Below are 16084 nucleotides of genomic sequence, written 5' to 3'. Positions count from 1 at the left end.
TATCCTTATTGTTGATGCTCAATGGCATTATTATCTTTATGCTCTGTATAGTATTGAACTCCAAATTGAGAGCCTTCTGAAACCATTTTAGCGTTTTCTAATTGTGCTAGATCCTGGTTTTCTGATTGATCCGGTACACCAGCATCTTCAAAAGTAGTACGTATTCCATTTTGATAATTTGTTATTTTGTCTTTTACTTTTTGCCGATTATCTTTATTCTTTAAAAAATATCCTGCCATTGTTGCACCAATCACACCAGCTGCACCAGCAGAATACAAATATCCTTTCTTCATCAAATCGCCCTTTCTTTTACTTATTTATGAGGTATTTACCCTATTCCACCAATCATCAAACATGACATACTTCTTTTTCAGGTCCACATTGTGTTACACTAAGATTAGATTATGATGACAAATAATGATGATATTGTCGACAATAATCTTAAGCCTATTTTTTTACGTTGAGGTGAAATTATGCAAGTTAAATGTACAATTTGCGACAATATAGAAAGTATTGATGATCATTCCTTTGAAGCGAAACGATTAAGAAACAGGCGAATCCATATGTACCTTTGCCAATTATGTTATGAACGAATTGAGCACAAAACGAAACAACGTCATGCTACCGGAAAATTTCGTTTATATACAGAAAAAAAAGCATCTGACGATTTTATTTAAGTCATAAAGAGCGGGGATAAAAAAACAGCTTTTTACGCAAAATACAATAATCATGTTATCCCGCAGGAGTCTCGTATATTTTAGAGCACAAGTGTCCGATTAGAAACGTAGCGACTGGAGCAAGTCAACGGAGATAAAGAAATCACGGTGAGCTTTCGAGCCGATGAATGAATTAGATTAAGGCGATTTGTGAAATCGCCTCGTTTCTCGGTGCTTGCACTTTACGCGACTCAACACGCCAATATTTATCCACCCACATGGGCACATTTTATAATTCCTAGACTATCAAAAAAACGAAAGGTAATTAATTTACCTTTCGTTTTTTATTGTTTCTTAATTCTGTTGTCTCATTCTCTTTATTCGTTGCGTTTTCTGGTTCTTTCCTTATGTAGTCGTAATCGATAAATACCTAACACGAGTGAAATAACAACTAAACTCTCTGTAATTGGCATTTGCATAACACTACTGAAAATCGTAAGTACAAATACACCAATTGCCAACATGATATATACCACAATCGTTTTAATCATCGGAAGCTTTCTAGCAAACCCCAGCTTAAATGCAATAATACTAAAGATAAGATTTAAAATATATAATCCTTCAAACAAATATTCCGTTCCAACTTGCTCGAGAACAAAATCAAATACTAGACTGAAATTCGAGTTCATATGTATCCCCCACTACTTATGTATAGCAATTTAAAATCCTTTTATTATCATACTAAATATTTAGCATGTTCGCCAGCCTAATATATGGTTACATACTTATATAAAACCCTTTGATCAAATAATCGATTTCCGATATACTAGATTTTGAGATAAAAGAGGTGTGGACATGAAAAATATAAATTTTCCAATGCTCTTATTAGCATTACTCGTTATTTTAATGTTTGTTGGCGTCAGCATATCGATAGCCTACCGTAATATATGGTTAGTGATTTTGTTTATATTATTGGGATTTGCTTTTATGGGATTTGGTATAAGCTTAAAGAAAAAAAGGAAGTGACTTTAAAAAGTCACTTCCTTGCTTTACGTACGTAATCTTCAAGAATGTTCTGTTGTATTTGTGGGTTACAGGTGAAGACAGAGTTCTTATCTAACATATTTATTTTATCCCCATCAATCGTTGAAGTTACTCCACCTACTTCATTAACAATAACCATTCCTGCCGCAATATCCCACGGTGAAAGACTAAGCGTTAAGTAGCCATCTAAAATGCCTTCAGCTACGTATGCAAATTCCAACGCTGCGGAACCATAAGTTCTCGTGCCTCTTATATCCCGAACGAGCTGTTGCATGATAGTTTCATCGACTAGACGATTCTTACACAACCAAAAATGGTTTAATCCGATGATCGCCTCATTAAAACGGACGTCTTGATTTAATAAAGGAAGTCTCGTCTCGCCTTTATAAGCCCCTTTTCCTCGTTGTGCACTATACAATATATCATCCATCACATTGTAAATAAGCCCAATCTCACCGATGTTGTCATGATAAATTCCAATTGATATAGCAAAATTTCTCTTTTGATGAACAAAATTCATTGTTCCATCAATTGGATCGATGATCCAAACCGTTCCATCCATTGTTCTTATCTCATCACCAAAACCCTCTTCACTTAATATAAAATGTTCTGGATATTTTTTCTTTATCCGGGAAGCAAAGAAAGCTTCTGTATCTTTGTCCATCGTCGTGACTAAATCATTTGCATTGGATTTTGTATCAATAGTTAATGGATCGTTCATATGATTTCTAATTGTCCTTCCAGCTTCAAGTACCCATTCTACCGCTTGATGGTATACTTCTTCACGATACACTTCATCCATATGTATTCCTCCAATGTTTTCTATATAATACTATAGTATCAGAACTCTTGATGCGAGTCATCGGTTTCACTACCTTAGCTATAATCATTTCTAGTTAGTAAGAAAAAAGCGCAAGCGCCAAATTAGAAATGTAGTGACTGGAGCGAGTCAACAGACATAAAGGAATCACGGTGAGCTTGCGAGCCGATGATGACTTAGATTAGGGCGATTCGTGAAGTCGCCTCGTTTCTGGGTGCTAGAGCTGGACGCGGCTCAATATTTCCATATTTATCCACATGAGCAAATTTAATAATTTCATTATCTAGACTATGAAAAAACCCTCAATACGGATGAAATACCGTTATTGAAGGTCAAAGCACTCTATTCATTATCAATCTCCATTAGCTGTCTCCTCAGCTGCTTTAATCGCTCTTTACTTTTTATAATTCCTACAGTATCTTCACTCTTCATCGCATCATAAAGTGTTACAAGTTCATAATCAATTTCCATGCGGATTACAGGCAATTTTTCTTGGGCTTCTTTACGACGTAAAGCCTCCATAACGTACTTCAATTTGTACACAACCTTTCGATCGCTTTTAATATATTTATGAATATCATCACCATTTGGTTCAATAAATCTTATAATTCCGCGACTTATTGTTATAATTTCCCCTTAAAACGACTTGTTTAAACATTATATTTATAAAACTTGACTTGCTTTAATAAATACTTAATAATAATTATTATAATTAGAATCTGCAGAAATACACCTTGATAACTAGACAGAAGAAAGGGAGATTAAAATGGCTTTTAATGGTTTTGAAAAAAAAGATTTTGATACATTTTTAATTGATGGACTTGAATCAAGAATGGAGGCAATTCAAACACGGATACAGCCAAAATTTCAAGAAATCGGTAGCTTTTTGGCAGATTATTTAGCTACGCAAGTAGGGAATGAAGTATTCGTACATATTGCCAAGCATGCGCGTAGAACAGTAAATCCGCCAAAAGATACATGGCTAGCTATTGCTGCGAATAAACGGGGATACAAAAAACTCCCACACTTTCAGGTAGGTTTGTTTGATGATCATGTATTCATTTGGTTAGCACTGATTTATGAACTAGATCATAAATCAGCCATTGCCCAGACATTCATTAATAGTTTTGATGAATTAAAACAACTTCCTAAAAACTTTGTCGTATCACTAGATCATATGAAAAAAGATGCAAAAAGTATAGAAGACTTAGAGCTAAAAGATGTTAAACGATTCCGCGACGTAAAGAAGGCTGAATTTCTAGTTGGTCTACATTTAGATAGAAATGATGACCGTGTGTATGATGGAGACGCATTCTTACATCAAGCAACAAGTACCATTGATTCTCTACTACCTTTCTATAAAAAAGCAGTAAATAGTAAATAGTATAGTGAACTACTCCCCCCACTTACCGCCCTTACGGGTTGCTTGAAATGGGGGCTTCTTGGGTAATCGCCACTTTTGGTAGCTGACGAAATGGACCAAGCTAACCCTCTTGTTCCAAGAGTTTATATTTTCATTAGGCACTTGCTAATAAGCGAATGCCTTCTTTTTTGATATGAAGCGCTGAATTATAATCTCTATCGAGATTTAGCCCACACGAACAAGCGTATGTTCTAATTTCTATAGGCATTGGTTGGGTATTTCCGCAACTCGAACAAGTTTTGGTAGATGGGAACCATTTATCAATATCCTTTGATTTTCAATCTATTTTTTTACTACTTCAATAGGCGAACCGCCAGTTGTCAACAAACCAAAACTTCTTGACCAAAACATTTCTTTCCATAACTTTTTACGAACAGGAGGAAAATCCCTCTTGCTAAGTCTTGAACTGGCACTTTTATAGGCATTGATGAATTTCGATCATTCACTGTTGGGTTGTGCTTTGAACAAAAAAGGAAAAAAGCCTTTGGGCTGTCGCCCAACCGAAATTCATCTCCACTCCCTTACCGTTGGGCTCCGCCCTTCACACGCTTGAAGATGGAGACTTCTTTCGGAAGTACGTTAAAATACGCTTCGCCAGTTTTATTTCATAGATATTTTATGTTGATCTGAATCCCTTGCGTGTCTTATAACCGGAAAGCATGCATATCCAGATCCCTGTTCAAATTCTCGAAATAGTTTCTTCTCTTCACTCTTCGAGGGAACGACCTTCTTAAAATCATTATATACAGTCAATAATACAGTACGGTCAACGTTTTTTTCATATGCTTGTTCGACCAGTGAAAAGAATTGAACCACCTGTATTACTTCCTCCTTCGTCCAGGTTTCATCAATGGGATAATGATAACTCATGCCACGACCCCTTTCAGCATCAAGCTTTTATGTTTTGATAAGTCTCTTTCTATAACTATCTGGAAGATATTCTTCTCTGTGTCTGCTTCGCTCATTGCAGCAATCTGCTAACTCACTAGCATTCCCTACCGATAAATCAGCAAAAGCCGAATGAGCTAATCTCTTTGAAAGATTGGGTTTTTAATGTTTAATTGCTAAAAACCTTTTCTAAAGAATTATATCAATAACTATTTCTTCTATTTTAGCATTTATTCTTGTTGAACGACTAGTATTTATGGTTGTCTTTTGCTATAATACTTTCGATATTTTAGTCTGACATCATAGAGAGGTGTTCCTATTGGATGAACAGCATCATACACCATTATTTACCGGTGTATTAGAACATATTAACAAAAATCCTATCCCCTTCCATATACCAGGTCATAAACAAGGAAGGGCTGCTGATGATACATTTCGTACGTTCTTAGGCGAGAATGCCTTTAAGATGGATTTAATTAATATTACACCTTTAGATGATCTACATCATCCACAAGGAATTATTAAGCATGCTCAAGAACTAGCTGCCAAAGCATTTGGTGCGGAGCACACCTTTTTTTCTGTGCAAGGAACAAGCGGTGCTATTATGGCAATGGTAATGAGCGTCTGTGGCCCTGGTGATAAAATAATTGTACCCAGAAATGTCCATAAATCTGTAACAGCTGCCATTATTTTTTCTGGTGCTATACCTGTTTTTATTCATCCAGAATTAGATAAAGTATTAGGTATTTCTCATGGAATTACGCCAACTTCTATTGAGCAAGCTCTTGAAGCACACCCGGAAGCTAAGGCGGTTTTGGTTATTAACCCTACCTATTTTGGTATTGCAGCAGACTTAGAAGAAATTGTAAAGATGGTACATTCATATCGTATACCTGTTTTAGTTGATGAGGCACATGGAGTACATATTCATTTCCATGATGACTTACCAATATCTGCCATGCAGGCTGGAGCTGACCTTGCCGCTACAAGTGTTCATAAATTAGGAGGAGCATTAACCCAGAGTTCGATTTTAAACCTTCAAGGTACGCTTATTTCACATGAACGAGTACAAACAGTTATATCAATGCTAACAACGACTTCTACTTCCTATTTACTGTTAGCTTCTTTAGATACTGCAAGAAAACAATTAGCTACTAAAGGGAAAGAGCTCCTAACCAAAACGATAGAACTTGCCAACTATGCCAGAATTCAAATCAACAGCCTAGCTTATCTTTATTGTGCTGGCTCTGAATTATTAGGATCAGAAGCAATAAATCAATATGATCCGACTAAGTTAATCATTTCCGTGAAAGATTTAGGAATTACCGGTTATGAAGCTGAACTATTTTTAAGGGAAAAGCATGCGATAGAAGTAGAACTTTCCGATCTCTATAATGTATTATGCATCATTACCCCTGCCGATTCTCTTTCTTCCATTAGTAAATTAATGGAGGGGCTAAATCATCTAGAAAAAGTTAAGAAACAATCTGTAACGGATGTACAAGTTACCGTACCCGATATTCCCATCCTTGCTTTAGCACCTAGAGATGCATTTTATGCAGAGACAGAAACCGTCTTATTTCAGGAGGCAGCAGGTAGAATCAGCGCTGAATCCATTATGATCTATCCACCAGGGATTCCTATATTTATACCTGGAGAGATCATTACGAATGAAAATATCTCTTATATTCAAAAGAATATTGATGCTGGACTACCTGTACAAGGACTTCTAGATGAAACACTTGAAACGATCCAGGTAATTAAGGAATATAAGCCGTTTAAATGATTTTAAACTAATAACCAGTTTAACCATAATAGCAAACAATTTTTTATACTCTCTATCCACATTCCACATAAATTAGCCTATAATCATATTTTTAAATCCCATAATTGTACACAAAAAGATAGCTAGCCCTAATGAGAGCTAGCTATCTTTAATAGGTATATATTAACTTTATTATTTATTTTCACGGCAAGTCGGACAAGTACCATATAAAGTGGTAACTTTCTCTTCATCATAATGTTCAATGACTTTTTGACAATCTTGGCAAACAACTGTGCCCATTTGGCCCAACTCCTTTTTAATGAATTGTGATAGCGTATTCACATTATAATATGTCACATTAAAAAAATCAACCTTAAAATAGTATGACACATTTAATAATTAATCCAAATTAAAAACCGCTACTTTTCGCAGCGGTTGTAGATTACAGTATTATAATGTTTTGATTAGATGAGGATCAACCATTTCATAGCCCTTATCTCTCAACCCATTCACAATATTCTCTAATGCCTCGTTTGTCCATTCACGGTCATGCATCAATAAATTAGCGCCGGGTTTGAGCAGTGAATAATCAATCCCTACTTCAGGCCCCTCACCTGTTATCATTGCCGTGGTCAATTTCTTTGCATCCATATAAGGCTTAAAATAATCATATCCATATGTCCAATTCATTAGGACCATTCCTTCATCTTTTACAACCTGTTTTGAATGCTCCGTGTTAGACCCATGCGGTGCTCGAAAAAATAATGGTTTTTCGCCAATTATTTCTTCAATTTGATCACTAACTCTCACTATTTCTTTCGTTTGCTCTTCATCCGTTAAATCTTTTAAATTTGGGTGACTGTATGTATGATTACCAATTACAAATCCCATTTCATGAATTTGTTTTAGCATATCTCTTTGCTCTGGTGTCTCTAAGAAGTGTCCATTTACAAAAAAGATAGCATTTACATCTAACTTTTTTAAAGTGTTTGCCATTTCCAAAGCATGTTTATCAGGTACATCATCAATGGTTAATAAGACTACTTTTTCATTCGTATCTTCACCCAAAGGTACAACTGATGAATCATCCGCTATTTCATACATAGGCTCGGTTTGATCTTCCTCTTTGTTTTTTATGACCTCGGCATTTGAATCTTTGCCCTCTAATTCTCCACTGCTTTCTTTGTCGGTAGAATCGGTTGAATGATCCTGTTCTTGCTCTGGTTGTTGCATCGCTTCATTTGCACCACATCCAGCAAGCAGAAAAAGTCCTATCGCGATTATAAGTGTTATGAATGATGTCTTCATCAGATCGTCCCCTTGTTTAGTTTATTATTCTGTCACCTATATTATAGCCTCCATAAAATGCACTGACAATATGAGTAATATACCATTTCCTATAAAGTGAAAGTTTAAACACACTACGAATTGGGTAAGAAAATATATGGTATGATCCTCTTTGACAAGGGAATAGTAAAAGCATGAGGTGTGAGATTTGCCTCAGACCTTTACTATATGTTTTAATACACTAAGTGCGCCTACTACATAAGATCAAAGAAATTTTAAATAGAAAGGACAATTTTTGTGAAAAAAGTAACACGCGTATTTTATATCTCAGCTATTATCGCATTATTGTTTATTATTTGGGGCATTATCCCGAAAGATATATTGCCTAATGGAAATTTGGATAATGTAACGTCAATTATTCAAGGCTTTTTGGTAGATAAATTTGGATGGTTTTACTTATTAAGTGCAACTGCATTTCTAGGATTTGCGATCTACCTTATTTTTTCGAAATATGGAAACATCAAGTTAGGTCGACCAGGTGATAAGCCAGAATATAGTTATTTAACATGGTTTGCTATGCTTTTTAGTGCCGGTATGGGAATTGGACTTGTTTTCTGGGGTGCAGCAGAGCCTATTTCCCACTTTCATAACCCTCCATTTGGAGAAGCAGAAACGAATGATGCAGCTAAAGCAGCAATGCAATATAGCTTTTTCCACTGGGGATTTCATCCATGGGCAATCTATGCAACGATTGCATTAGCACTAGCTTATTTCAAATTCCGAAAACAAGCTCCAGGTGTGGTTAGTGCCATACTAGAGCCGCTATTTGGTGATCGCATTAAGGGTGGATGGGGTACCGCCGTAGATTTCATTGTTGTATTCGCAACTATTTTTGGTGTTTCAACCTCCCTTGGACTTGGCGCCATTCAAATTAGTGGTGGTCTTTCCTTTGTAACGGGTATTGAATCAACAATAACCTTGCAGTTAATTATTATTGCTATTGTTACAGTATTATACATGACTTCAGCTATGACAGGTTTAAACAGAGGAATTAAATATTTAAGTAATGCAAATCTAATGCTCGCATTATTATTAATGCTTTTCGTATTATTCTTAGGGCCAACGAATTTTATCATGAACTTTTTCACGACAACTCTAGGAAGTTATTTACAGAACCTTCCTAGCATGAGCTTAAGAATGACTCCATTCAACGAAGAAAATGCAGAATGGATTAATGGCTGGACCATTTTTTATTGGGCATGGTGGATTGCTTGGGCCCCATTTGTAGGAACATTTATCGCTAGGGTTTCCCGCGGTAGAACGATACGTGAATTTGTTTTAGGCGTCCTGCTCGTACCAACTATATTCGGAGCACTTTGGTTTTCAGTGTTTGGTGGATCAGCCATACACTTAGAAGCGAATGCAGGTGCTAATATCATGCAATACATTGAAAGTGGCGGTGAACAATTAGCCTTGTTTGCTGTACTAGAACAATTTCCTATTGGTATCGTTATATCCATCATTGCAATTTTATTAATCTGTACATTCTTCATTACATCAGCAGATTCAGCAACTTTTGTATTAGGAATGCAAACAACAGGCGGTAGCCTAGACCCAGCTAATTCAGTAAAATTCATTTGGGGTATTATACAATCGAGTGCTGCAGCAGTACTACTTTGGCAAGGTGGATTAAATGCTTTACAAACGGCATCCATAATAGCTGCCTTTCCATTTGCCATCATAATGCTACTTGTTGTTATCTCGTTAGTTAAGTCATTTAGACAGGAAGCAAAGGAAATTGATTTAGGAAGCAAAAGAAGGGGTTAGAACCTCAGCTTGTAGAAAAAGCCTTGTGTGTTTTCTACAAGCTTTTTTTGCGCAAACAGCAATAACAACAGTTTTTTTCTTTGAAGCTACGTTTTATTTTTTCTTTTCTCATACGGAAAATCCACTTACCATCATTAGAAAGGCGGTTCAAACGAACCTGCTCTTCCTTCTCACACATGACGAGTAACAGTTTTCTGGTGCTTGTGTACATTTTGCAAGACTCGAATCCCTATTACATCTGCATTTCGTTTTATTTATAGCTTTATTACTAATCCAACAGATGCGTTTCAATCCATTAACAGTTCAATAACAAACGCTATGTTAAGCATTCTATTTGGTAAACTGATGTATATATGATTATTAAACAGGTAGGTGAGGAAAATTAGAAGCTTATTCATCCCTGTACTTGCTTTATTCCTACTGATTTTTTCATCAGGATGCCAAGCGACAAATGCAACTACAATAGACGTTATTTCATTTCAACCGAATGGTTACAATGTTATGTTTTTTACAAATAACTCGAATAGTGATTTAGAGAATATATATTTTGATGCAATTATTGAGATAAAAGCTAAATATCCATCCGCTTTTAAAGATGTACAAAAAGAGGAAAAAACGATGGACGATTTAGAAATGGGATTAAAACCTGAATCACCTTCCTTAGTTATCATGAAAAACGGGAAGACAATCGAACATTTATCTGGAGATATAGCAAAAAATGATCTCATGGATAAATTAGAGCAAATCATCAACTAATAGATGGACTGAATGCTCCTATAAGTTGTTTGAAATAGAAAAAAACTCCCCCAGAAATAGTTTATCTTCTGCGGGAGTTTTCTACTATGTCTTATAGCAAAAATAGCAGTGGTTTTACCTGTACCTGGCTTAGATAATAATAACGACTAGACTGCCAGCTAAGGAACTCTTTATGCGAATAAAAAAGGCTACCTCAGCTGTTGTGAGATAGCCTCTAATTTATATTACAGCATATGAATTGGTGTACCTAAAGCTACCTCTGCAGCTTCCATCGTAATCTCACCTAAACTAGGATGAGCATGAATAGTTAGTGCGATATCCTCTGCTGTCATTCCAGCTTCAATCGCAATACCAATTTCAGCAATCATATCACTAGCATTTGGTCCAGCGATTTGTGCCCCAATTACAAGGCCGTCTTCTTTACGAGTGATTAATTTCATAAATCCATCACTATCATTTAATGATAGCGCACGACCATTAGCAGCAAATGGGAATTTAGCAGCTTTTACATCGTAACCAGCATCTTTTGCTTCTTGTTCAGTATAACCAACTGATGCTAATTCTGGATCAGAGAATACAACTGCAGGCATACCTATATAATCAATCTCTGATTTTTCTCCACTAATTGCTTCCGCAGCAACCTTACCTTCATAAGATGCTTTATGAGCAAGTGGCATACCTTCTACAATGTCACCGATAGCATAGATATTATCTATGTTTGTGCGACATTGTTTATCAATTTTTATTAGACCACGATCATTCATTTCAATACCTACTTGTTCTAGACCAAGCTCTTGGGTATTAGGACGACGACCAACTGTTACTAATACATAATCTGCTTCAACGGTTTCCTCTTTACCATTAACTTCATAGGATACTTTTACGCCATCTTTGGTTTCTTCAACACCTTTAGCCATAGCTTCTGTGATGATATTTACACCTTTTTTCTTCAGACGTTTTTTCACAACTTGCTTCATTTGTTTTTCGAAGCCACCGAGAATATCCTTTGTACCTTCAAGTACTGTTATTTCAGTACCAAAATTAGCATACGCTGTACCAAGTTCAGTTCCAATATATCCTCCACCGATAACGACCATTTTCTCTGGAATTTCTTTAAGGTTTAAGGCACCCGTAGAATCCAATACACGTTCAGAGAATTTAAATGTTGGAATTTCAATTGGTGTAGAGCCTGTTGCAATAATACAGTTATTAAAGGTATATGTTTGAGAGTTTTTCTCATCCATAACTTTTGCTGTATTTTTATCCACAAAGTAAACTTCACCTTTGATAATATCTACTTTGTTACCTTTTAACAGACCTTCTACTCCTGATGTTAATTTATTAACAACAGTACCCTTCCATTCTTGGACTTTAGTAAAATCTACAGTTACGTTCTCTGTTTTAATACCTAACTGTTCATTTCCATAAGCATGTTCTGTTAAATGTCCTGCTTGAATTAATGCTTTTGATGGGATACACCCAACATTTAAGCAAACTCCCCCGAGGTTACCTTTTTCAACAATTGTAACTTTTTGACCTAATTGTGCAGCTCGAATGGCAGCAACATAGCCACCTGGTCCAGCTCCAACAACTAACGTATCTACTTCAATTGGGAAATCTCCTACAACCATAACCTACGCCTCCATCATAATTAATTGTGGATCGCTTAATAATCGCTTAATTTGATTTAGCGCTAACTGTGCAGTTGCACCATCAACAATGCGATGATCAAAGCTTAATGATAATGCGAGTACCGGTGCAATTACTATCTCTCCATCTCGAACAATTGGTTTATCAGCAATTCTGCCGATTCCTAGAATTATTGCCTCCGGATAATTTAATACCGGCGTAAACCATTGTCCGCCTGCAGAACCAATATTTGTAATTGTATTTGAAGCACCCTTCATCTCTTCAGGTGATAGTTTACCACTTCTAGCCTTTTCTGCCAATTCATTAATTTCTTTAGAAATAGCAAAAATAGATTTACGATCAGCATTTTTTACAACCGGAACAAGTAGTCCTTTTTCTGTATCAGCTGCAATTCCAATATTATAATAATGCTTCTGAACAATTTCATTTGTCTCATCATCCACCGCAGCATTTAAAATCGGGAATTTCTTAGAAGCAGATACAAGCGCCTTCGCTACATATGGCAAGTAAGTTAGTTTAATATCTTGCTCCGCAGCTACAGCTTTAAATTTCTTGCGATGTGCTACTAATTCTGTAACGTCAACTTCGTCCATTAACGTAACATGCGGAGCTTTCGTTTTCGAATTAACCATTGCTTTAGCAATAGCTTTTCGAATTCCACTCATCGCTTCACGTGTTTCAGGATAGTTACCTTCAGTCACAGCAGTTGTAGCCGTAGGTGCAGAAGCTTCTTTTTTCGTTTCTTTAGCTTCTTCAGAAGTTTTAGCAGGCTGATCACCGCTTAGGAAGCTATCAATATCCTCTTTTAAAATACGGCCATTTTTCCCAGAACCAGTAACCTCTGAGATATTCACATCGTTATCACGCGCATATTTTCTAACGGAAGGCATTGCGATCACTCGTTTGTCGCTACCATCATTTGTAGTATCTTGCTTTTTATCAGCTGCTGTTTCTTGTTTTTCTTCTTCTTTAGGAGCTTCTTCTTTATTATCTTCAGAAGCTGAATCTTCTGATTCATAACCTTCTGCGTCAAACGTTATTAGTACATCTCCTACAACAGCTACCGTTCCTTCATCCACATGGAGTTTTTTTACTGTACCCTCAACTGGAGAAGGGATTTCTACGACAGCTTTATCATTTTGGACTTCACACAATACATCATCTTCTTTGATGTCATCGCCCTCATTTACGAACCATTTGACAATTTCGCCTTCATGAATTCCTTCACCAATATCTGGAAGTTTAAATTCAAATGCCATTCGTATTACCTCCTATCTCTTATTAAAAATTCATTACAGTGTTTACTTTTTCTACGATGTCTTTATGGTTTGGTAACCATACTTCTTCTGCTGCTGAGAAAGAATATACTGTATCTGGAGCTGCAACACGTAATACTGGTGCTTCTAAATGTAAAATTGCACGCTCTTGAATCTCAGCTACAACATTTGCAGCAATACCTGCTTGACGCTGTGCTTCTTGGACAACAACGACACGATTTGTTTTCTTAACAGATTCGATAATGGTATCAATATCTAGAGGTGAGATCGTACGTAAGTCGATAACTTCAGCCTGTACACCATCTTTTTCTAATTCCTCTGCTGCCTTCAATGAAGCGTGTACCATGGCACCATAGGAAATAAGCGTAACATCTGTTCCCTCACGCTTAACTTCAGCCTTTCCTAAGTCGATTGTATATTCTTCCTCAGGTACTTCTCCGCGGAATGAGCGGTATAGCTTCATATGTTCTAGGAATAGCACTGGATCATTATCACGAATAGCTGAAATCAGCAAACCTTTTGCATCATATGGAGTTGAAGGAACTACTACTTTGATTCCTGGTTGTTGTGCAATTAATCCTTCTAAAGAATCAGCATGTAGCTCTGGAGTGTGTACTCCACCACCAAAAGGTGAGCGAATTGTAATTGGTGAACTATGTGATCCACCAGAACGATAGCGCATACGTGCCATTTGTCCACTAATAGAGTCCATTACTTCATATACGAAGCCGAAGAATTGAATTTCTGGTACTGGTCGATAGCCTTGTAAACCGAGTCCAATTGAAAGACCACCAATGCCAGATTCAGCTAACGGTGTATCAAACACACGATCTTCGCCAAATTCAGCTTGCAGTCCTTCAGTAGCACGGAATACGCCACCATTTTGACCAACATCTTCTCCGAACACAAGCACATTTTCATCATTTTTTAATTCTGTGCGTAATGCATCCGTGATTGCTTGAATCATTGTCATTTGTGCCATGATTTACTTCGACTCCTTTTCTTTGTATTCTTCCATTTGTTCTTGAAGGTTATATGGAAGTTCCTCATACATATTGCTAATAAAATCCGTTACTTTTTGTTTTGGATACTCATCAGCTTGCTTGATAGCTTTTTTGATCTCTTCTTTTGCTTCTTCAATTACTTTGCTTTCGTCTTCTTCAGACCATAGATTTTTACCTTCTAAGAATTTGCGGAAGCGAACAAGTGGATCTTTTTTCTCCCATTCGTTATCTAAATCATCTGTACGATAACGTGTAGGGTCATCTCCAGCCATCGTATGTGGACCATAACGATATGTTAATGTCTCAATAAGCATTGGGCCCTCACCATTAATAGCACGTTCACGAGCGTGTTTAGTTACAGCATAAACAGCAAGTACATCCATTCCATCTACTTGGATTCCTTCAATACCAGCAGCTACAGCTTTTTGTGCCAACGTTTTAGCATTTGTTTGCTTTTCAACAGGTACTGAAATCGCGAAGTAGTTATTTTGTACAAAGAAAATAGCAGGCGCTTTATATGCACCAGCAAAGTTTATTCCTTCATAAAAGTCCCCTTGTGATGTACCGCCATCACCAGTGTAAGTTACAGCAACTGCTTTCTTACCACGTTTTTTAATACCTAGAGCTACACCAGCAGTTTGTACATATTGTGCTCCAATAATAATCTGTGGACTAACTGCATTTACACCTTCAGGCATTTGATTACCATGAAAATGACCTCTTGAGAATAGGAAAGCTTGGTATAAAGGTAATCCTTGCCAGATTAATTGTGGAACATCGCGATATCCTGGTAAAAGAAAATCATCCTTTTCCAATGCAAATTGACTTCCTAATTGAGAAGCTTCTTGACCAGCAGTTGGTGCATAGAATCCTAAACGCCCTTGACGATTTAAAGCAATAGAACGCTGATCTAACACACGAGTGTATACCATTCTACGCATTAGTTCCTTTAATTCGTCATCAGATAGTTCGGGCATATCATCTTTATTGACAATCTTTCCATCTTCGTTAAGAATTTGGAACATTTCGAACTGACTTTCAACACTTTCTAATACGTGTTTCAAAATAGTTCACCTCTTCCTTTCTTTATATCCTTATTGGTATTGTCATTTCTAGCGTACCCAAAATACGAAAAAAATCTGTACTTTTTGCTATTAACTATGTACCCTTTTCCGTTTTAGATTAATCAAAGCTACTTTCACATTTATCTGTTACATAAATAAAGCAAAAATCATTAGTACAATTTCTTTTCATGTAAATTCTAGCTTAATTATTTCAGTTGGTCAAACACTTTGTTTTTATTAATTTATTTTTAAAACAGCCTAATAATGGCTAGTGATTTATATGGCATTTACCTCCCCTCTGTTATATTACATATTAAAAACTGTATTATAATCATTACCATTAAAATATTTATAACCAATGTTTCTATATAAAAATAAGAAAAACTGAGCAAAATTCGCTCAGTCCTTATCACTACATGCTCAGATTTACGCTTCCTCTAGAAGCTGGGACAAAACCCAGTAACTAAAAAAAGTGGTACTCCAATTTAGGGCGTATCACTTTTTTTACTTTTTTCAATATTTTTATACGCAAAAAGGATACCTTCTGGTAAAGTTAAAGTAATCACACCCAAACAGAACCGGAGGTATCCCTTATGTTTAAACATTATACCATGAATCAAGTC

17 protein-coding genes and 2 pseudogenes are annotated in these 16084 nt (G+C 36.3%); 6 read left to right on the top strand and 13 right to left on the bottom strand.

Going from position 1 to position 16084, the window contains the following annotated elements; translation table 11 throughout:
* Nucleotides 1-5 precede the first annotated feature (5 nt).
* A complete protein-coding gene (locus ABDZ84_RS18200; RefSeq protein ID WP_026680766.1) occupies nt 6-293 on the bottom strand; it encodes a hypothetical protein in 288 nt (95 codons plus the stop codon).
* Between the two features lie 180 nt (nt 294-473).
* Here ABDZ84_RS18200 and ABDZ84_RS18195 point away from each other — a divergent pair, with 180 nt between their 5' ends.
* Entirely contained in the window at nt 474-677 is a 204-nt protein-coding gene (locus tag ABDZ84_RS18195) for a YlaI family protein (RefSeq protein WP_026680765.1), read from the top strand.
* 356 nt (nt 678-1033) lie between these two features.
* Here ABDZ84_RS18195 and ABDZ84_RS18190 read toward each other — a convergent pair whose 3' ends face one another.
* The gene (locus ABDZ84_RS18190) at nt 1034-1345 is read right to left on the bottom strand and encodes a YlaH-like family protein (protein WP_026680764.1); all 312 of its coding nucleotides are present in this window, start codon (nt 1343-1345) and stop codon (nt 1034-1036) included.
* A 166-nt stretch (nt 1346-1511) separates the two neighbouring features.
* Between ABDZ84_RS18190 and ABDZ84_RS18185 the strand changes: the two genes are divergently transcribed.
* Nucleotides 1512-1682, top strand: a complete 171-nt coding sequence (locus ABDZ84_RS18185) for a DUF5325 family protein (RefSeq protein ID WP_161629269.1) — start codon at nt 1512-1514, stop codon at nt 1680-1682.
* A 10-nt stretch (nt 1683-1692) separates the two neighbouring features.
* Here ABDZ84_RS18185 and ABDZ84_RS18180 read toward each other — a convergent pair whose 3' ends face one another.
* Nucleotides 1693-2502 carry an inositol monophosphatase family protein gene (locus ABDZ84_RS18180; RefSeq protein ID WP_026680763.1) on the bottom strand — a complete coding sequence of 270 codons (810 nt, stop codon included), beginning with the start codon at nt 2500-2502 and terminating at the stop codon, nt 1693-1695.
* 360 nt (nt 2503-2862) lie between these two features.
* Nucleotides 2863-3054, bottom strand: a complete 192-nt coding sequence (locus tag ABDZ84_RS18175; RefSeq protein WP_026680762.1) for a hypothetical protein — start codon at nt 3052-3054, stop codon at nt 2863-2865.
* Between the two features lie 232 nt (nt 3055-3286).
* Here ABDZ84_RS18175 and ABDZ84_RS18170 point away from each other — a divergent pair, with 232 nt between their 5' ends.
* Complete coding sequence (locus tag ABDZ84_RS18170; RefSeq protein WP_343782517.1) at nt 3287-3904, top strand: YktB family protein; 618 nt, start codon at nt 3287-3289, stop codon at nt 3902-3904.
* 133 nt (nt 3905-4037) lie between these two features.
* On the opposite strand, the pseudogene ABDZ84_RS18165 reads toward ABDZ84_RS18170, so the two are convergent.
* From ABDZ84_RS18165 to ABDZ84_RS18155, 3 genes and pseudogenes are all read right to left on the bottom strand, one after another.
* Nucleotides 4038-4208 (bottom strand): annotated as a pseudogene (locus ABDZ84_RS18165) (zinc ribbon domain-containing protein); the annotation flags it as partial.
* 17 nt (nt 4209-4225) lie between these two features.
* Nucleotides 4226-4411: pseudogene (locus ABDZ84_RS18160) on the bottom strand (transposase); the annotation flags it as partial.
* Between the two features lie 132 nt (nt 4412-4543).
* The gene (locus ABDZ84_RS18155; protein WP_026680760.1) at nt 4544-4813 is read right to left on the bottom strand and encodes a UPF0223 family protein; all 270 of its coding nucleotides are present in this window, start codon (nt 4811-4813) and stop codon (nt 4544-4546) included.
* A 337-nt stretch (nt 4814-5150) separates the two neighbouring features.
* On the opposite strand from ABDZ84_RS18155, the gene ABDZ84_RS18150 reads away from it, so the two are divergent.
* Entirely contained in the window at nt 5151-6617 is a 1467-nt protein-coding gene (locus tag ABDZ84_RS18150) for an aminotransferase class I/II-fold pyridoxal phosphate-dependent enzyme (protein WP_034678872.1), read from the top strand.
* A 171-nt stretch (nt 6618-6788) separates the two neighbouring features.
* Here ABDZ84_RS18150 and ABDZ84_RS18145 read toward each other — a convergent pair whose 3' ends face one another.
* Nucleotides 6789-6896, bottom strand: coding sequence for a GapA-binding peptide SR1P (locus ABDZ84_RS18145; protein ID WP_080668661.1), 108 nt, complete (start codon nt 6894-6896; stop codon nt 6789-6791).
* A gap of 150 nt (nt 6897-7046) precedes the next feature.
* Nucleotides 7047-7904, bottom strand: a complete 858-nt coding sequence (locus tag ABDZ84_RS18140) for a polysaccharide deacetylase family protein (RefSeq protein ID WP_343782513.1) — start codon at nt 7902-7904, stop codon at nt 7047-7049.
* Nucleotides 7905-8180: 276 nt separating this feature from the next.
* On the opposite strand from ABDZ84_RS18140, the gene ABDZ84_RS18135 reads away from it, so the two are divergent.
* Nucleotides 8181-9710 (top strand): glycine betaine uptake BCCT transporter, encoded by a 1530-nt coding sequence (locus ABDZ84_RS18135; RefSeq protein WP_026680757.1) that lies wholly within the window; start codon nt 8181-8183, stop codon nt 9708-9710.
* A gap of 372 nt (nt 9711-10082) precedes the next feature.
* Nucleotides 10083-10466 (top strand): hypothetical protein, encoded by a 384-nt coding sequence (locus ABDZ84_RS18130; RefSeq protein WP_026680756.1) that lies wholly within the window; start codon nt 10083-10085, stop codon nt 10464-10466.
* A gap of 224 nt (nt 10467-10690) precedes the next feature.
* Here ABDZ84_RS18130 and lpdA read toward each other — a convergent pair whose 3' ends face one another.
* Genes lpdA through pdhA form a run of 4 tightly spaced genes read right to left on the bottom strand, consistent with a single transcriptional unit; the run spans nt 10691 to nt 15422 of the window.
* On the bottom strand, nt 10691-12097 hold the full coding sequence (gene lpdA, locus ABDZ84_RS18125; RefSeq protein WP_321132856.1) for a dihydrolipoyl dehydrogenase: 1407 nt from the start codon (nt 12095-12097) through the stop codon (nt 10691-10693).
* 3 nt (nt 12098-12100) lie between these two features.
* Entirely contained in the window at nt 12101-13375 is a 1275-nt protein-coding gene (locus tag ABDZ84_RS18120; protein ID WP_121605034.1) for a dihydrolipoamide acetyltransferase family protein, read from the bottom strand.
* Between the two features lie 22 nt (nt 13376-13397).
* Nucleotides 13398-14375 carry an alpha-ketoacid dehydrogenase subunit beta gene (locus ABDZ84_RS18115; protein ID WP_026680753.1) on the bottom strand — a complete coding sequence of 326 codons (978 nt, stop codon included), beginning with the start codon at nt 14373-14375 and terminating at the stop codon, nt 13398-13400.
* 3 nt (nt 14376-14378) lie between these two features.
* The gene (gene pdhA / locus ABDZ84_RS18110; protein WP_226983656.1) at nt 14379-15422 is read right to left on the bottom strand and encodes a pyruvate dehydrogenase (acetyl-transferring) E1 component subunit alpha; all 1044 of its coding nucleotides are present in this window, start codon (nt 15420-15422) and stop codon (nt 14379-14381) included.
* Nucleotides 15423-16084: the final 662 nt, after the last annotated feature.

It is taken from the genome of Virgibacillus salarius (assembly GCF_039521925.1).
Taxonomy (GTDB): Bacteria; Bacillota; Bacilli; order Bacillales; family Amphibacillaceae; genus Virgibacillus; species Virgibacillus salarius.
This window is presented reverse-complemented; position numbering and strand designations above follow the sequence as displayed.

Excerpts from the sequence above, each read along its gene's own strand:
- ABDZ84_RS18200 (WP_026680766.1), bottom strand. The coding sequence starts at position 293 with ATGAAGAAAGGATATTTGTATTCTGCTGGTGCAGCTGGTGTGATTGGT.
- ABDZ84_RS18195 (WP_026680765.1), top strand. The coding sequence starts at position 474 with ATGCAAGTTAAATGTACAATTTGCGACAATATAGAAAGTATTGATGAT.
- ABDZ84_RS18190 (WP_026680764.1), bottom strand. The coding sequence starts at position 1,345 with ATGAACTCGAATTTCAGTCTAGTATTTGATTTTGTTCTCGAGCAAGTT.
- ABDZ84_RS18185 (WP_161629269.1), top strand. The coding sequence starts at position 1,512 with ATGAAAAATATAAATTTTCCAATGCTCTTATTAGCATTACTCGTTATT.
- ABDZ84_RS18180 (WP_026680763.1), bottom strand. The coding sequence starts at position 2,502 with ATGGATGAAGTGTATCGTGAAGAAGTATACCATCAAGCGGTAGAATGG.
- ABDZ84_RS18170 (WP_343782517.1), top strand. The coding sequence starts at position 3,287 with ATGGCTTTTAATGGTTTTGAAAAAAAAGATTTTGATACATTTTTAATT.
- ABDZ84_RS18155 (WP_026680760.1), bottom strand. The coding sequence starts at position 4,813 with ATGAGTTATCATTATCCCATTGATGAAACCTGGACGAAGGAGGAAGTA.
- ABDZ84_RS18145 (WP_080668661.1), bottom strand. The coding sequence starts at position 6,896 with ATGGGCACAGTTGTTTGCCAAGATTGTCAAAAAGTCATTGAACATTAT.
- ABDZ84_RS18140 (WP_343782513.1), bottom strand. The coding sequence starts at position 7,904 with ATGAAGACATCATTCATAACACTTATAATCGCGATAGGACTTTTTCTG.
- lpdA (WP_321132856.1), bottom strand. The coding sequence starts at position 12,097 with ATGGTTGTAGGAGATTTCCCAATTGAAGTAGATACGTTAGTTGTTGGA.
- ABDZ84_RS18120 (WP_121605034.1), bottom strand. The coding sequence starts at position 13,375 with ATGGCATTTGAATTTAAACTTCCAGATATTGGTGAAGGAATTCATGAA.
- ABDZ84_RS18115 (WP_026680753.1), bottom strand. The coding sequence starts at position 14,375 with ATGGCACAAATGACAATGATTCAAGCAATCACGGATGCATTACGCACA.
- pdhA (WP_226983656.1), bottom strand. The coding sequence starts at position 15,422 with ATGTTCCAAATTCTTAACGAAGATGGAAAGATTGTCAATAAAGATGAT.